Source organism: Aeromicrobium terrae (genome assembly GCF_008039565.1).
GTDB classification, from domain to species: domain Bacteria; phylum Actinomycetota; class Actinomycetes; order Propionibacteriales; family Nocardioidaceae; genus Aeromicrobium; species Aeromicrobium terrae.
The window spans coordinates 430,104-444,745 of the sequence record NZ_VDUX01000002.1 but is presented as its reverse complement, the minus strand read 5'-3'; the positions used below and the strand labels follow the sequence as shown (position 1 = coordinate 444,745).

Below are 14,642 nucleotides of genomic sequence, written 5' to 3'. Positions count from 1 at the left end.
TTATGTTTGATGGTAGAACATAAGAGCCTTCCTGCAGTACTGTCAACGGCCATGGCGGTGACCACGGGTTCTGCGGTCGGGCAGCACACCCTGCGCGAGACCAATCTCGCGACCGTGCTCCAGGCCGTCTGTGCCGCGGACGCCCCGCCGTCGCGGGCGGACCTCGCCACGCAGCTCATGGTGACGCGGGCGACCGCCACCCGCCTCGTCGACGAGCTCGTCGACGGTGGTCTCGTCGACGAGATCGACCCGGTCGAGCCGCGCCGCGGACGTCCCGCCAAGCTGCTCCTCCCGGGCGCCGGGCTGTGCGCCCTCGGCCTGGTGGCCGACATCGACCGCGTCGTCGCTCGCGTCCTGACCCTGCGCGGCGAGGTCGTCGCCGAGGTGCGGCAGGACGTCGACCTCGGAGCCCTCGACCAGGAGGGCGGGCTCGCGCTGGTCCGCGAGACGGCCGAGCAGGCCCTCGAGCAGGTGTCGGTCCGCGTGGTCGGTGCCGCGCTCGCCATCCCCGGCGTCGTCGCGGACGGACGCACGCTGGTCCGCGCCCCGAACCTCGGCTGGTCGAACCTCGACCTCGTCGACGCCATCGGACCGCTCGGGTCCGCCGGGCACCTGGCCGAGGCCGGCAACGAGGCCGACCTCTCCGCGCTGACCGTCCTCCACGACGCCCCCGGACGGATGGGCACCTGGCCCGACTTCCTGTTCGTCTCCGGCACGGTCGGCGTCGGCGGCGCCATCGTGTCGCGCGGCCGCGTCGTGGTGGGGGAGCACGGCGGCGCCGGCGAGATCGGCCACGTCTGCGTCGACCCGGACGGGCCGGCCTGCCGATGCGGGTCGCGGGGCTGCCTGGAGCGCTACGCGGGCCGCGAGGCCCTGGCGCGCGCGGCCGGGGTCGCGCCGTCCGACGTCGACACGATCGGCGACCGGGCACTCGCCGGCGACCACCGGTGCGCCGCCGCCGTCCGGGACCTGACGCGGGCCCTGAGCGTCGCGCTCGGAAGCGTCGTGAACGTCGTGGGCATCTCCTCGGTGGTGCTCGGCGGTCACCTCGGACGCCTCGAGCCGGCCCTCAGCCACACCCTCGGCGAGCAGCTCGGCGCCCGCGTGCTGGGGGCGCGATGGGCCCCGGTCCAGCTGCGGGCGGCCGGGGACACCCCGGCCTCGCCCGCCGACGGCGCGGCCTACCGCGTTCTCGAGAACGTCATCCGGCAGCCGTCCGCCTGGCTCTGAATGATCTTCTGGGAAATCTGCGCGAAACACTGGACGTGACCCCTGTCACCCCCATATGTTGTCCCGAACAACAAACGCGGCGGTCAGGGGGCCTGGTCGCAGAAACCGGAACAGGAGGCGATTCGCGTGAAGCGAACGCTAGGCATGATCACGGCGGCAGTCCTGGGGCTCTCTCTGACGCTCGCAGGCTGTGGCAGCGACTCCGACGGAGGCAGCGGGGACTCCGGCAAGAAGGCCGAGGGCAAGATCGGCGTCATCCTCCCGGACACCAAGTCGTCCGTCCGTTGGGAGAGCGCAGACCGGCCGGCACTCGAGGCAGCCTTCAAGGCCGCCGGTGTCGACTACGACATCCAGAACGCCGAGGGCGACGCCGACAAGATGGCGACGATCGCGGACAGCATGATCGCGGACGGCGTCACCGTCCTCGCCATCGTCAACCTCGACTCCGACTCCGGCGCCTCCATCGAGGAGAAGGCCGGCAAGCAGGGCGTCAAGACCATCGACTACGACCGCCTCACGCTCGGCGGCTCGGCCGACTACTACGTCTCGTTCGACAACACCAAGGTCGGCGAGCTGCAGGGCCAGGGGCTCGACAAGTGCCTCGCCGGCAAGGACGCCAACATCATCTACCTGAACGGCTCGCCGACGGACAACAACGCGACGCTGTTCAGCCAGGGTGCGCACTCCGTCCTCGACAAGGTCAGCGCCTACAAGAAGGTCGGCGAGCAGGCCGTGCCGGACTGGGACAACGAGAAGGCCGTGACGATCTTCGAGCAGCTGTACACGAAGGTCGACGGTGACGTGCAGGGCGTCTACGCCGCCAACGACGGACTGGCCGGCTCGGTCATCTCGATCCTGCAGAAGAACGGGCAGGACGGGAAGGTCCCGGTGACGGGCCAGGACGCGACGGTCGAGGGTCTGCAGAACATCCTCGCCGGCACGCAGTGCATGTCGGTCTACAAGTCCGCCAAGGAAGAGGCGGGCGCGCTCGCCGACGCCGCGATCGCCCTCGCGAAGGGTGAGAAGGCCGACACCAACGGCACCACCGAGGACAAGACCGGCAACCGTCAGGTTCCGTCCATCCTCCTGACCCCGAAGTCGATCACCAAGGACAACGTCAAGGACGTGGTCGACGACGGCGGCGCCAAGGCGTCGGACATCTGCACGGGCTCGTTCGAGAAGCTCTGCGCAGACGCCGGCATCTCCTGACCGGATGCTCGGTGGCGGTCCCTCGGGGGACCGCCACCGAGCCCTGGTCGTCCGACATGAAGGGACGAGCATGAGCGAGACCCCGCTGCTCGAGCTGCGCGGCATCAACAAGAGCTTCGGCGCGGTGCACGTGCTGCACGACGTCGACTTCGCGGTGTGGCCGGGCCAGGTCACCGCACTGGTCGGCGACAACGGTGCCGGCAAGTCGACGCTGGTGAAGGTCGTCGCCGGCATCTACGGCGCCGACTCCGGCGAGAGCTTCTTCGAGGGCCGCCCGGTCCACGTGTCCAACCCGAAGGACGCGTCCGACCTGGGCATCGAGGTCGTCTACCAGGACCTCGCCCTCTGCGACAACCTCGACATCGTCCAGAACATGTTCCTGGGCCGCGAGAAGCGCAACGGCTTCATCCTCGACGAGGCGTCGATGGAGGCGCGGGCCCGCGAGACGCTCGCGTCGCTGTCCGTGCGCACCGTGAAGTCGGTCCGGCAGAGCGTCGCCAGCCTGTCCGGCGGTCAGCGCCAGACGGTCGCGATCGCCAAGTCGGTCCTCTGGAACTCCAAGGTCGTCCTGCTGGACGAGCCCACGGCGGCGCTCGGCGTCGCCCAGACCCGCCAGGTCCTCGACCTGGTCCGACGCCTGGCCGACCAAGGTCTCGGCGTCGTCCTCATCTCGCACAACATGAACGACGTCCTCGAGGTCGCCGACCGCATCACCGCGCTGTACCTCGGACGCGTCGCGGCCGACGTCGCCGCGAAGGACGTCACCCACAGCCAGGTCGTCGAGCTCATCACCGCCGGACGCTCCGGGGACCTCGGCATCACCTCCTCAGGGGCCATCGCATGACGCAGACATCCGCTCCCGAGCCCGAGCTCGCGGACTCCGACTTCGCCATCGACGCGCACCAGGCCGCCGGCCTGGGTGAGGCCGTCCAGGCGTACCGCAACCGCATCCGCGGCGGCGACATGGGCTCGCTGCCCGCCGTCCTCGGCCTCGCGGTCCTGTTCGTGGTGTTCAGCATCGCCAGCGACCGATTCCTCATCGCCCTGAACCTCGCCAACCTGATCACGCAGGCGGGCGCCATCTGCGTGCTCGCGATGGGTCTCGTGCCCGTCCTGCTGCTGGGCGACATCGACCTCTCCGCGGGCGTCGCGGGCGGTCTGTCGGCGGCGATCACCGCCCTCGCGATCGTGGACCACGACCTCAACTGGGCCGTCGCGGTCGCGGCCGGTGTGCTCGCCGGCGCCGTCATGGGCTTCGTCATCGGCCTGTTCGTGGCGAAGCTGGGCATCCCCTCGTTCGTCGTGACGCTCGCGTTCTTCCTCGGGCTGCAGGGCGTCATCCTCAAGATGATCGGTGAGGGCGGCTCCGTCCGCGTGGCCGACGACGTGATCCGCGGCATCACGATCGACAACATGTCGGTCGCGGCCGGCTGGATCCTGGCCGTCGTGCTGTCGATCGGGTACGCCGCGGTCTCGCTGCGCCGTCACCGGATCCAGGTCAGCCGCGGACTCCAGCACGCGCCGCTGAGCGTCGTGCTCATCAAGATCGCGGGCATCGCGGCGATCGCGATCACCGTCACGGCAGTGCTCAACGTGAACCGCAGCCGCAACCCCAACTTCCCGATCGAGGGCATTCCCTACGTGCTGCCGCTCGTGGCGGTGCTGCTCGTGTTCTGGACCTTCGTCTTCAACCGCACCCGCTACGGCCGTCACGTCTACGCCGTCGGTGGCAACCGCGAGGCGGCCCGACGCGCCGGCATCAACGTCGACCGGATCCGGGTGTCGGTGTTCGTGATCTGCACCTCGATGGCGGCCGTCAGCGGCATCATCGCGTCGTCCTACGCCGGCAAGGTCTCGGCCTCCTCCGGCGGCGGCAACACCCTGCTGTACGCCGTCGGGGCGGCCGTCATCGGCGGCACCAGCCTCTTCGGCGGCAAGGGCAAGCCGAGCGACGCCGTCATCGGCGGCGTCGTCATCGCGACCATCGCCAACGGCCTCGGCCTGCTGAACCAGGCCAGCTGGATCAACTTCGTGGTGACTGGAGGGGTGCTGCTCCTCGCCGCCGGCGTCGACGCGGTGTCGCGGCGTCGTCGGTCCGCGGCCGGCGTGGGCTGATCATGCCGGTCTCCACCCGCGCGGGCACCGGCACGAACCAGGAGGCCGTGCGGCGGCACAACCTGGCCACGATGCTGCGCTCCGTGCACCAGGTCGGGCGCACGTCCCGGGCGCACCTGACCACGACGATGGCGCTCAACCGGAGCACGATCGCCGACCTCGCGTCGGAGCTGGAGGCCTTGGGAGTCCTCCGGCACGCCGACCCGGTCGCGACCGCGCCCCGGGCCGGGCGGCCGTCGGCGGGGATCGAGGTCGTGGAGGGCGGCCCCGACGTGATCGCGATCGACGTCGGCGTCGACCGCGTCGTCGTCGGCCGGGTGGGTCTCGGCGGCCGCGTGCTCGAGCGGGCGCAACGCCAGCTGCCGGTCTCGCCCGACCCGCGCGACGTCGGCGACGTGATCGCCGAGCTGGTCGAGGAGACGCACCAGCGGCCCGGGGGTCCGCTGGTCGGCATCGGCGTCAGCGTCCCGGGCGTCGTCCGGCGCACCGAGGGCATCGTGCAGTTCGCGCCCAACCTGGGATGGCACGACGTCGGGTTCGCCCAGGTCGTCGCCGACCGGATCGGCCGCGACGTCCCGATCGCCCTCGGCAACGACGCCGACCTCGGTGCCCGGGCGGAGCACTTCCGCGGCGCGGGGCTCGGGGTCGACCACCTCGTCTACATCTCCGGTGACGTCGGCATCGGCGCCGGCGTGATCAGCGGCGGCGCACCCTTGGGCGGCGCCGGCGGGTTCGCCGGGGAGGTCGGCCACATGGCCGTCGACCCCGAGGGCCTGACCTGCCACTGCGGCAACCGCGGGTGTTGGGAGACGAAGATCGGCGCCGACGCGATCGCGCGCGCGATCGGCGCGCCGGCCGACAGCGTGGCCACCTTGGGGGCGGTGCTCGACGCCTACGTCGACGACGCGGGCGCCCTGGACGCCATCGCGGCCGACGTCGGCCGCGGGCTCGCGACGATCGTCAACATGCTGAACCCCCAGGTCGTCGTGCTCGGCGGCTTCCTGGCCTCGCTGCACAGGCTGGTGGGCGCCGACATCGTGCGCGAGATGCACGACGCGGCGATGCAGGCCCCCGGCCGGATGGTGAAGATCTGCACGCCCGGACTGGGCCAGAACTCGGTCCTGCTCGGCGCGGCCGAGCTCGCGTTCGAGGCCCTGCTCGCGGACCCCGTCGGGGTGCTGGCCTGAGCATGGCAGGCTTGCCGGCATGGCACTGATCGAGGCGCGGGGGCTCGGCAAGTCCTATGGCTCCAAGCGCGCGGTCGACGACCTCTCCTTCACGGTCAAGCCGGGCAGCGTCACGGGGTTCCTGGGGCCCAACGGGTCGGGCAAGTCCACGACCATGCGGCTGATGCTCAGCCTCGACGCCGGCCAGGGCACCACGACGTTCGACGGCAGGACGTTCGGCGAGCTGCGTCACCCGATGCGGCACGTGGGCGCGCTCCTGGAGGCCAAGCCGTTCCACCCCACGCGCCGGGCACGCGACCACCTCCGGATGCTGGCCGCCGCCAACGACGTCTCGACGCAGCGGGTCGACGAGGTCATCCGCCTCGTCGGCCTGGAGTCCGTCGCGCGCGGCAGACCGCGCAAGTTCAGCCTCGGGATGGGACAGCGCCTCGGCATCGCCGCGGCGCTGCTGGGTGACCCGCACACCCTGCTGCTCGACGAGCCCAGCAACGGTCTCGACCCGCAGGGCATCACCTGGCTGCGGCAGCTCCTCAAGCACCTCGCCGGTGAAGGCCGCTCGGTCTTCGTCTCCAGCCACCTGCTGCAGGAGATGGCCGTCCTGGCCGACGAGCTCGTCGTCATCGGCCGCGGCAAGCTGCTCGCCAACGGCGCCGTCGCCGACTTCGTCACCTCCAGCGGGTTGGGCACCGTCGAGGTCGTGTCGCCCGACATGGCCACGCTCGGGCCGGAGCTCGAGTCCCGTGGCGCGACGCTCGTCGCCGGTCCCGGTGACGCCACCACGGTCTCGGGGCTCGACGCCGCGGCGATCGGCGACGCGGCGCACGAGTCCGGCGCGCGCCTGCACCAGCTCACCACCCGCCAGGCGTCGCTGGAGGAGGCGTTCCTCGCTGCCACCGGGCTGGACGAGGAGTTCCGCGGGGGTGACCAGTCATGATGGACGCCCTGCGCTACGAGTGGGTCCGCCTGCGCACCATCCGCTCCACGTACTGGATCATCGGCATCGCGCTCGGCTTCCAGCTGGCGATGTCCTTCCTCATCGGCGCGCTCGCGGGCGACGACGCCGGCGGCACCGACAGCTTCGCCATCCTGGTCACCATCGGTGCGTCCACCGGTTTCGCGCCGCTGTTCATCGCCTACGTGATCGGCCTGATGGGCGTCTTCTCGATGGGCCACGAGTACCGGCACGGGATGATCCGCGCGACGTTGACCGCCGTGCCGCAGCGGTGGGCCGTCCTCGCGGCGAAGGTGCTGCTCATCGTGGCCGTCTCGGCGGCCTGTGCCCTGGCCTGCGTGCTGATCGCGCTGCTCAGCGCCACGATCTTCTCCATCGAGCTGCCGGGCTGGGGCGAGGTCCTCGCCATCTCCTCCGGCACGACGATCTTCGCGGTCCTGTTCTCGCTGTCCGGCCTCGCCTACGCCACGATCACCCGCAACCAGACCGCCGCCGTCGCGCTGCTGCTCCTGGTGCCGACGATCCTCGAGGGCATCATCAAGTCCGTCATCCTCGCCATCCACGCCGCCTCCGACGACCCCACCGGCAAGGGCGGCGGCGTCTGGCTGATCAAGTACCTGCCGTACGACTCCGGCGGCCAGATGTACACGCGCCGGTCACTGGAGGACCTGCTCGAGATCTTCGGCGTCGTGCCGTTCGGCCCGGTCGGCGGCGGTCTCGTGATGGGCACCTTCGTCGCCCTGCTGCTGGCTGTCGGGAGCTATTTGTTCCTGCGCCGGGACGCCTGAAATCTCGACGAGAACGTCCCGTCACCCGCTGTTACAGTGACGGGCGTGTTGGACGCCGCCTACCGCCTCAAGGTCTTCCGCCGCATCGGCCTGATCGCTCCCCAGCTCCCGCACCGGATCGCGTACGCCGGCTACCAGCTGGTCAAGTGGGGCCCCGGGTTCCCGGCGGCCGTCGCCGCGGCTGCGGCGCGCTTCCCGAAGCAGAAGGCCATCGTCGACGACCTCGGTGAGCTCACCTGGGCCGAGCTCCGCGACGAGGTCAACCAGCTGTCGCACGCGCTCAAGGAGCGCGGCGTCGAGCCGGGCGACTCGATCGCGCTGCTCGCGCGCAACCACCGCTACATCGTGACGGCGATGGTCGCGATCATGCAGGTCGGCGCCCGCGTCCTGCTGCTCAACACGATGGCGAGCGGGTCCCAGCTGACCGAGCTCGCCACCCGCGAGGGCGCGAAGTTCATCATCCTCGACGAGGAGTTCCTCAAGGTCGCCGAGAAGGTCGACCGCGACCAGCTGCTGCTCGCCTGGTCCGACGGCGACCAGGACGTCCCCACCCTGGCCGAGATCTCGAAGGGCCAGTCCACGAAGCAGCCGCCCAAGCCGTCGCGGCGCGGATCGGTCGTCATCTTCACCTCCGGCACCACCGGCCTGCCCAAGGGCGCGAAGCGCGAGGAGCCCGAGGGCCTCGATCCACTCGTCGCGTTCTTCGGCGCCATCCCGTACCGCGGCAACCGCACGATGGTGCTCGCGGCGCCGCTGTTCCACTCCTGGGGCCTCATCAACTTCGGCTTCGGTCTCTCCACGGCGCCCACGTACGTCCTGCGCCGGCGCTTCAAGCCCGAGCAGGTGCTGCAGGACATCGAGGAGCACCAGGCCGAGGCCCTCGTCGTCGTGCCGCTGATGATGCAGCGCCTCGTCGACGCCGACCCCGAGCTGGTGAAGAAGACCGACGTCTCCAGCCTGCGCATCACGGCGGTCAGCGGCTCGGCCCTCGCCGGCGAGCTCGCCACGCAGTACATGGACACGTTCACCGACTCGGTCTACAACTTCTACGGGGCCACGGAGACCGGCTGGGTCACCGTCGCGTCGCCGAAGGACCTGCGCGAGGCGCCCGGCACCGCCGGCCGCCCGCCGTGGCACACCACCGTGCGCATCCTCAAGGACGGCAAGGAGGTGCCGCAGGGCGAGACCGGCACCATCTACGTCGCCAACGACATGCCGTTCGGCGGGTACACCGACGGCAACACCAAGGAGTTCGCCGAGGACCTGATGAGCACCGGCGACCTCGGGCACTTCGACGAGGACGGCCGCCTGTTCGTCTCCGGCCGCGACGACGACATGATCGTCTCCGGCGGCGAGAACGTCTTCCCGCGCGAGCTCGAGGACGCCCTCATCAAGCACGAGGACATCGCCGACGTCGTCGTCACCGGCATCGACGACAAGGACTGGGGCCAGGCGCTCGCGGCGTACGTGGTCGTCAAGAACGGTGCCTCGCTCGAGCACGACGACATCGTCGCGTACGCCAAGGAGCACGTCGCCCGGTTCGCCGTGCCGCGCAAGACGAAGTTCCTCGACGAGCTGCCCCGCAATCCCACGGGAAAGGTCATGAAGCGCGAGCTCCCCGACTTCGACTAGCTAGGATCGCCGGATGGACAGAGGAGGTCAGCTCATCAGGAGGATCGCTCGCCGGCTCGTTCGAGGCCGTCGACTCGCGCCCGAGCCGCCGCGTCCCGCTCCCCGTCGCAAGCCCTACGGCACCGTCCCTGGCCCGCCGCTCCCGCCGGTGGAGAACACGCTCTCTCCCGACGACCCGTGGATCCACCCGCCCGTGGCACCCACGCCGGGCCACGTCGACCTGACCGACCGGGTCCGGCCGCGCAGCTACGACCTGGAGCTGCTGGAGCAGCTCAACGAGGAGTACCGCGACAAGCCCCTGGTGGCCGCGCCGCGAGAGTTCTCCGAGGAGGCGCTGGCGGCCGACGCGCAGCGGCGGGTTCGCTGGGCCCACAACATGGTCGACCTGAGCAACCAGACCGTGCTCGAGGTGGGGTGTGGTGGCGGCTACGAGACCTGGTCCATCGCCCACAACCTGGGGTCCGACGCGTACGGCGTCGACATCACCGCGCAGGAGTCCTGGTCCCAGCTGGAGGGGGAGCGGGTCCACTTCGCCGAGGCGGACCTGACGGAGAAGAACATCTACGAGGAGAACACGTTCGACCGGATCATCTCGTACACCGTCTGGGAGCACGTGGTCCATCCGCACAAGCTGCTGGAGGAGACCTACAAGATCCTCAAGCCGGGTGGCCTGCAGTGGCTGCGCGCCAACCTGTGGGCCGGGCCGCGCGCCTCTCACCGCTACCGCGACATCTACTTCCCGTGGCCCCACCACCTCTTCAGCGACGACGTGATCAACGAGTGGGACCGCAAGAACGGGCGGGAGCCGGAAGGGTCGTGGTGGGTCAACAAGCTGACCTGGAACCACTACGAGCGCTACATCCACGACGTCGGGTTCCGGCTCCGCAAGGTCCAGTTCCAGACGTGCGAGTGGGACGAGGAGTTCTACCAGCGCTTCCACGACATCCTGGGCCGCATCCCGCGCACGGACCTGGAGCGAGACTTCTTCCTCTGCGTCCTCGAGAAGCCGGCCTGACCCGTCCGTGAACGTCGTCGAGCGCGCCGACGCCTTTCAACGGCGGCACCCGGTGGTCGGTTTTCCGCTCGCCGTGATCTACAAGTACTTCGACGACCAGGGACCGTACCTCGCGGCGATCATCACGTTCTACGCATTCATCGCGATCTTCCCGCTGCTGCTCATCTCCACGTCGATCCTCGGCTTCTTCCTGCAGGACGACCCCGACCTGCGCGACCGGCTGCTCGACTCCGCGCTGAGCCAGTTCCCGATCGTCGGCGACCAGCTCGGCCGGCCGGGCGGGCTGCGCGGCAGCACGACGGCGATCGTCGTCGGTGCGATCGCGGCCGTCTACGGCGCGCTCGGCCTGGGTCAGGCGGCGCAGAACGCGGCCAACATCACCTGGGCGGTCCCGCGGAACAGCCGCACCAACGCCGTGCTCCAGCGGGTCAAGAGCCTGGTGTTCCTGGCGATCGCGGGTCTCGGGATCCTGGCGCTGGCCGTCGCCACGTCGCTGCTGGCCAATCCGGACGCCCTGGGCGACACCGTCGAGCCGGCGTACGGCTGGGTCGCCCGCGTGGCCGGTTTCGTGCTGACGTCGGTCATCTTCATCGGCCTGTTCCGGCTCGTCAGCCGCCACCGGGCCGGAACGCGCTCAGTGCTTCCTGGAGCCTTGACGGCGTCGGTGCTGTGGCAGGTCCTCCAGCTCGTGGGCAGCAGCTACGTCGACAACGTCATCCGGTCGGCCAGCCAGATGAACAAGACGTTCGCCCTGGTGCTCGGGCTGATGGCCTTCCTGTACCTGGCCGGCGTGGTGGCGGTGCTCGGTCTGGAGATCAACGTCGTGCTGCGGCGCCGGCTGTACCCGCGCGCGCTGCTCACGCCGTTCACCGACAACGTCTCGCCCACGCCGGCCGACATCAAGGCGTACACGAGCTACGCGAAGTCGCAGCGGCACAAGGGCTTCCAGTCGATCGAGACCACGTTCACGCCGAACGGTGATGGCATCGAGCCACCCGCGGACGGCCGTCCCCACTAGGCTTGACCTCCCAGCGACGAGAACGTGAGGAAGCGCCATGCCCACGGGCAAAGTGAAGTGGTACGACGCCGAGAAGGGGTTCGGGTTCCTGACCCAGGACGACGGCGGTGACGTCTACGTGCGCTCCGACGCGCTGCCCGAGGGCACCGAGACGCTGAAGTCGGGCACCCGCGTGGAGTTCGGCATCGCGCAGGGGCGTCGTGGCGACCAAGCGCTCCAGGTCCGCGTGCTCGATCCCACGCCGTCCGTCTCCCGGTCCCAGGCCCAGGCCCGCCGCAAGCCGCCGGAGGAGATGGTCACGATCGTCGAGGACCTCATCCGCCTGCTCGACGGTCTCGGAGAGGGCTACCGCCACGGCCGCCACCCCGACCGCAAGGCCGCGAAGCCGGTCGCGCAGCTGCTCCGCGCGCTCGCCGCTGAGCTTGATGGCTAGGGATATAGTTGAAGCGTGAACTACTCTCTCGCTGACCTCGAGGCCCGGCTGGTGCCGAGCCCGCGGATGCCGGTGCTCTTCGTGGGCCACGGCACTCCGATGAACGCGATCAGCGACAACGAGTACACGCGCACGTGGAGCCGGCTCGGGCACGACGTGCTGGACTCCGGCGACGCGGCACCGCAGGCCATCGTCGTGGTCAGCGCGCACTGGCTGACGCCGGGGGAGACCCGCATCACCGACGCCCCGCGCAACCGCGTCATCTACGACTTCGGCGGCTTCCCCGACGAGCTGTACCACGTCCCGTACGACACGGTCGGCGACCCGGAGGTCGCCCGCGTGCTCGCGCAGCAGCTCGTCGAGTACGAGGCGGCGCTCGACTCCCAGTGGGGCCTGGATCACGGCACCTGGTCGGTGCTCAAGCACCTCGCGCCGGAGCCGACCGTTCCCGTCCTGCAGGTCAGCATCGACTACGCGATGCCGCTGCCCCAGCTCTTCGAGCTCTACGGCCGGCTGCGCGCACTGCGCGACCGCGGCGTCCTGTTCATCGGGAGCGGCAACATCGTCCACGCCCTGAACCGCGTGAAGTGGGAGGGCGGCGACGCCTGGGACTGGGCCGAGCAGTTCGACACCGACACCGCCTCGGCCCTCAGCGAGCGCCGCGTCGACCAGCTCCTCGACCCCTACGGCACCTGGGCCGAGGCGCGGATCGCCGTGCCCACCGACGACCACTACCGCCCGATGGTCGCCGCCCTGAGCCTGCTCCACGACGACGAGGACATCCGCTTCTTCAACGAGTCGATCGACCTCGGCTCGGTGGGCATGCGCTCCTTCATCAGCGCCTAGGCAGTCGCCTCGGACTCCCGCGGGTTGAGCACCCGCGCGAACACGAACGTCACCCAGCCCAGCAGGATCGCCGCCGTGATCACCATGCCGAGCGGCGCGGAGACGTCGAGGGTGAACAGCCCGATGCCGAGCAGCCCGCCGAGCACCCAGCCGAGCTGGAGCAGCGTCTCCGACCGGGCGAACATGCTCGTGCGCACCTCCTCGGCGACGTCGCGCTGGATCAGGGCGTCGAGGCTCAGCTTGCCGAGCGACTGGCACATGCCGACGTTGAGGCCCAGCAGCGCCGCGACCGGCCACTTGAAGAACGCCGCGGCCACGATGAGGACGGCGACGTCGAGCACCAGGACGGCGAGCACCACGCGCTGGGGAGCCCGTGACTTGGTCCAGGAGCCGATGACGATGCCCAGGGTGTTGCCCGCGCCGGCCGCACCGATCACCAGGCCCATGAGGATGGTGTTGTTGCCGCTCCACCCCATGGAGTCCGGGGGCTCGCGCAGCGTGAACGCCATGAAGATGGTGAGGAACCCGGTGATCATGCGGAGGCCCGCGTTGCTGCGCAGTCCGTTGACGACGTCGCGGGGGACCACGATGCCGCGGCCGCGCTGGGTGACGCTGGCCTTCTCCTCGCCGACGCTGGAGTCGACGCGCTCGGGGAGCAGGATCGCGAGGATGGTGCCGACGGCGAACAGCAGCGCGGCGTAGCGCAGGGCCCACGGGGCGCCGATGGCCGCCGCACCGATCGCCAGCGGCGCCGAGATGGCGGCCGCGGCCGTGCCGGTGAGCGAGATGCGGGAATTGGCCTTCACCAGGGTGAACTCGACCGGCAGCAGGCGCGGGACGGCGGCCGCCTTGGTGACGCCGTACGCCTTGGACGCCACGAGGCACCCGAGGGCGGCGAGGTAGAACGCCGACGACTCGTCCTCCACCGCGCCGGCCAGCACCCAGCAGCAGAACGCGCGGATCGCGAGCGTGGCGCCGATGGCCCACCGCCGGCCGCGCCGGAACCGGTCGAGGAACGGGCCGATCAGCGGCGCCACCACGGCGAACGGCAGCATCGTGAGCACCAGGAACAGGGCGACCTGGCCGCTGGCCTGCTCGGTGGGGACGGTGAAGAAGAGCGTGCCGGCCAGCGAGACGGCGAACGCGGCGTCGCCGGCCGTGTTGAACGCGTGCATCTCGAGCAGGCGGGACAGCCCGCTCTCGCCGGCACCGCCGGCGTGGGTGAACCGCCGGGCGCCGAGAAACGCCGACGTGCTGCCCCGCGCGATCAGGCGGCCGGCGCGTCGAAGGGGCGGTGGCCCGGCCGGAGCGGGCTGTGCCGGATCAGAAGGAGCTGGAGGCGTGGGCCGGTCGAAATCCTCCATGGGTTCATCCTGCCTCACCCGTCGGACCACGCCGACCGGACATGGGCGACAATCGATGCATGACCTCCGACGCCTTGCTCCTCTCGGCCGTCGACGCCGCGCGAGCCGTCCTGCTGGACGCCGCGGACGCCGACGCCGTCGGCGATCACCTCGGCGCCGTCGACGAGGGCGACGGTTCGGTCGCCCACCACTTCGCCAGCACGCAGCCCGGCTACACCGGCTGGTACTGGGCGGTCAGCATCACGCGAGCGCCGGACGACGAGAAGGTCACCGTCAACGACGTCGTGCTGCTCCCGGGCGAGGGCGCGATCGTCGCTCCTGCCTGGACCCCGTACCGCGAGCGCATCCAGCCCGGCGACCTCGCCCCCGGCGACGTCCTCCCGCCCGACGAGGACGACATCCGCCTCGTCCCGGCCTGGTCGGCCGGCGACGACCAGGACACCGTCGACCGCGCGTACGCCCGCGAGGTCGGCCTCGGACGCGAGTGGGTCCTCTCGTTCGCAGGCCGCGACCTCGCCGCCCAGCGCTGGCACGACGGCGACCAGGGCCCGGACACCCCGCTGGCCCAGCAGGCTCCCGGCACCTGTGCCGGGTGCGGCTTCCTCGTGAGCCTCGCCGGCCCGCTGTCCGACACGTTCGGCGTCTGCGCCAACGGCATGGCCAACGACGACGGCAAGGTCGTCGCGTTCACCCACGGCTGCGGCGCCCACTCCGACGCCCGCCTGAGCCGCTCCGCGGCCCCGCAGGAGCTCCCGCCGCCGGTCCTCGACACCGTCGCGGTGGACGAGATCGACGCGATCTAGCCGAACCGTCCCGACCGTGAGTGGCGTCACGTGGCGCAGCCGCGTCGAAC

The 14,642-nt window shown here is 70.6% G+C and carries 14 protein-coding genes; 13 read left to right on the top strand and 1 reads right to left on the bottom strand.

Translation table 11 applies throughout. The features are described from left to right. Positions 1-51: 51 nt before the first annotated feature. The 12 genes from FHP06_RS05785 (at position 52) to FHP06_RS05730 (ending at position 12,425) form a co-directional block, all read left to right on the top strand. A complete protein-coding gene (locus FHP06_RS05785) occupies positions 52-1,230 on the top strand; it encodes an ROK family transcriptional regulator (RefSeq protein WP_147684669.1) in 1,179 nt (392 codons plus the stop codon). Between the two features lie 126 nt (positions 1,231-1,356). Beyond that, positions 1,357-2,439: a sugar ABC transporter substrate-binding protein gene (locus FHP06_RS05780; RefSeq protein WP_147684668.1), complete on the top strand. Its 1,083-nt coding sequence runs from the start codon at positions 1,357-1,359 to the stop codon at positions 2,437-2,439. A gap of 70 nt (positions 2,440-2,509) precedes the next feature. Beyond that, the gene (locus FHP06_RS05775; RefSeq protein WP_147684666.1) at positions 2,510-3,283 is read left to right on the top strand and encodes an ATP-binding cassette domain-containing protein; all 774 of its coding nucleotides are present in this window, start codon (positions 2,510-2,512) and stop codon (positions 3,281-3,283) included. Further along, positions 3,280-4,554 (top strand): sugar ABC transporter permease, encoded by a 1,275-nt coding sequence (locus FHP06_RS05770; RefSeq protein WP_147684664.1) that lies wholly within the window; start codon positions 3,280-3,282, stop codon positions 4,552-4,554. Before FHP06_RS05775 ends, FHP06_RS05770 begins: the two co-directional genes overlap by 4 nt. A 2-nt stretch (positions 4,555-4,556) precedes the next feature. After that, entirely contained in the window at positions 4,557-5,741 is a 1,185-nt protein-coding gene (locus FHP06_RS05765; RefSeq protein ID WP_147684662.1) for an ROK family protein, read from the top strand. A gap of 19 nt (positions 5,742-5,760) precedes the next feature. Then, on the top strand, positions 5,761-6,675 hold the full coding sequence (locus FHP06_RS05760) for an ATP-binding cassette domain-containing protein (RefSeq protein WP_222706376.1): 915 nt from the start codon (positions 5,761-5,763) through the stop codon (positions 6,673-6,675). Further along, positions 6,672-7,481, top strand: coding sequence for an ABC transporter permease (locus tag FHP06_RS05755; RefSeq protein ID WP_147684660.1), 810 nt, complete (start codon positions 6,672-6,674; stop codon positions 7,479-7,481). The genes FHP06_RS05760 and FHP06_RS05755 overlap by 4 nt, the downstream gene beginning before the upstream one ends. A gap of 45 nt (positions 7,482-7,526) precedes the next feature. After that, positions 7,527-9,113, top strand: a complete 1,587-nt coding sequence (locus FHP06_RS05750; RefSeq protein WP_187271802.1) for an AMP-binding protein — start codon at positions 7,527-7,529, stop codon at positions 9,111-9,113. Positions 9,114-9,126: 13 nt separating this feature from the next. Next, positions 9,127-10,128, top strand: a complete 1,002-nt coding sequence (locus FHP06_RS05745) for a class I SAM-dependent methyltransferase (RefSeq protein ID WP_147684656.1) — start codon at positions 9,127-9,129, stop codon at positions 10,126-10,128. 7 nt (positions 10,129-10,135) lie between these two features. Continuing rightward, entirely contained in the window at positions 10,136-11,146 is a 1,011-nt protein-coding gene (locus tag FHP06_RS05740; protein ID WP_147684655.1) for a YihY/virulence factor BrkB family protein, read from the top strand. A gap of 37 nt (positions 11,147-11,183) precedes the next feature. Continuing rightward, positions 11,184-11,579: a cold-shock protein gene (locus tag FHP06_RS05735; RefSeq protein WP_147684653.1), complete on the top strand. Its 396-nt coding sequence runs from the start codon at positions 11,184-11,186 to the stop codon at positions 11,577-11,579. 15 nt (positions 11,580-11,594) lie between these two features. Next, entirely contained in the window at positions 11,595-12,425 is an 831-nt protein-coding gene (locus FHP06_RS05730; RefSeq protein ID WP_147684651.1) for a dioxygenase family protein, read from the top strand. Here the strand turns inward: FHP06_RS05730 and FHP06_RS05725 are convergent. After that, positions 12,422-13,789, bottom strand: coding sequence for an MFS transporter (locus tag FHP06_RS05725; protein ID WP_147684649.1), 1,368 nt, complete (start codon positions 13,787-13,789; stop codon positions 12,422-12,424). The two genes, FHP06_RS05730 and FHP06_RS05725, sit on opposite strands and share 4 nt — an antisense overlap. A 59-nt stretch (positions 13,790-13,848) precedes the next feature. Here FHP06_RS05725 and FHP06_RS05720 point away from each other — a divergent pair, with 59 nt between their 5' ends. After that, positions 13,849-14,592 carry a DUF3027 domain-containing protein gene (locus tag FHP06_RS05720; protein ID WP_147684647.1) on the top strand — a complete coding sequence of 248 codons (744 nt, stop codon included), beginning with the start codon at positions 13,849-13,851 and terminating at the stop codon, positions 14,590-14,592. Positions 14,593-14,642: the final 50 nt, after the last annotated feature.

Excerpts from the sequence above, each read along its gene's own strand:
- FHP06_RS05725 (WP_147684649.1), bottom strand. The coding sequence starts at position 13,789 with ATGGAGGATTTCGACCGGCCCACGCCTCCAGCTCCTTCTGATCCGGCA.
- FHP06_RS05770 (WP_147684664.1), top strand. The coding sequence starts at position 3,280 with ATGACGCAGACATCCGCTCCCGAGCCCGAGCTCGCGGACTCCGACTTC.
- FHP06_RS05765 (WP_147684662.1), top strand. The coding sequence starts at position 4,557 with ATGCCGGTCTCCACCCGCGCGGGCACCGGCACGAACCAGGAGGCCGTG.
- FHP06_RS05760 (WP_222706376.1), top strand. The coding sequence starts at position 5,761 with ATGGCACTGATCGAGGCGCGGGGGCTCGGCAAGTCCTATGGCTCCAAG.
- FHP06_RS05745 (WP_147684656.1), top strand. The coding sequence starts at position 9,127 with ATGGACAGAGGAGGTCAGCTCATCAGGAGGATCGCTCGCCGGCTCGTT.
- FHP06_RS05720 (WP_147684647.1), top strand. The coding sequence starts at position 13,849 with ATGACCTCCGACGCCTTGCTCCTCTCGGCCGTCGACGCCGCGCGAGCC.
- FHP06_RS05775 (WP_147684666.1), top strand. The coding sequence starts at position 2,510 with ATGAGCGAGACCCCGCTGCTCGAGCTGCGCGGCATCAACAAGAGCTTC.
- FHP06_RS05735 (WP_147684653.1), top strand. The coding sequence starts at position 11,184 with ATGCCCACGGGCAAAGTGAAGTGGTACGACGCCGAGAAGGGGTTCGGG.
- FHP06_RS05755 (WP_147684660.1), top strand. The coding sequence starts at position 6,672 with ATGATGGACGCCCTGCGCTACGAGTGGGTCCGCCTGCGCACCATCCGC.
- FHP06_RS05785 (WP_147684669.1), top strand. The coding sequence starts at position 52 with ATGGCGGTGACCACGGGTTCTGCGGTCGGGCAGCACACCCTGCGCGAG.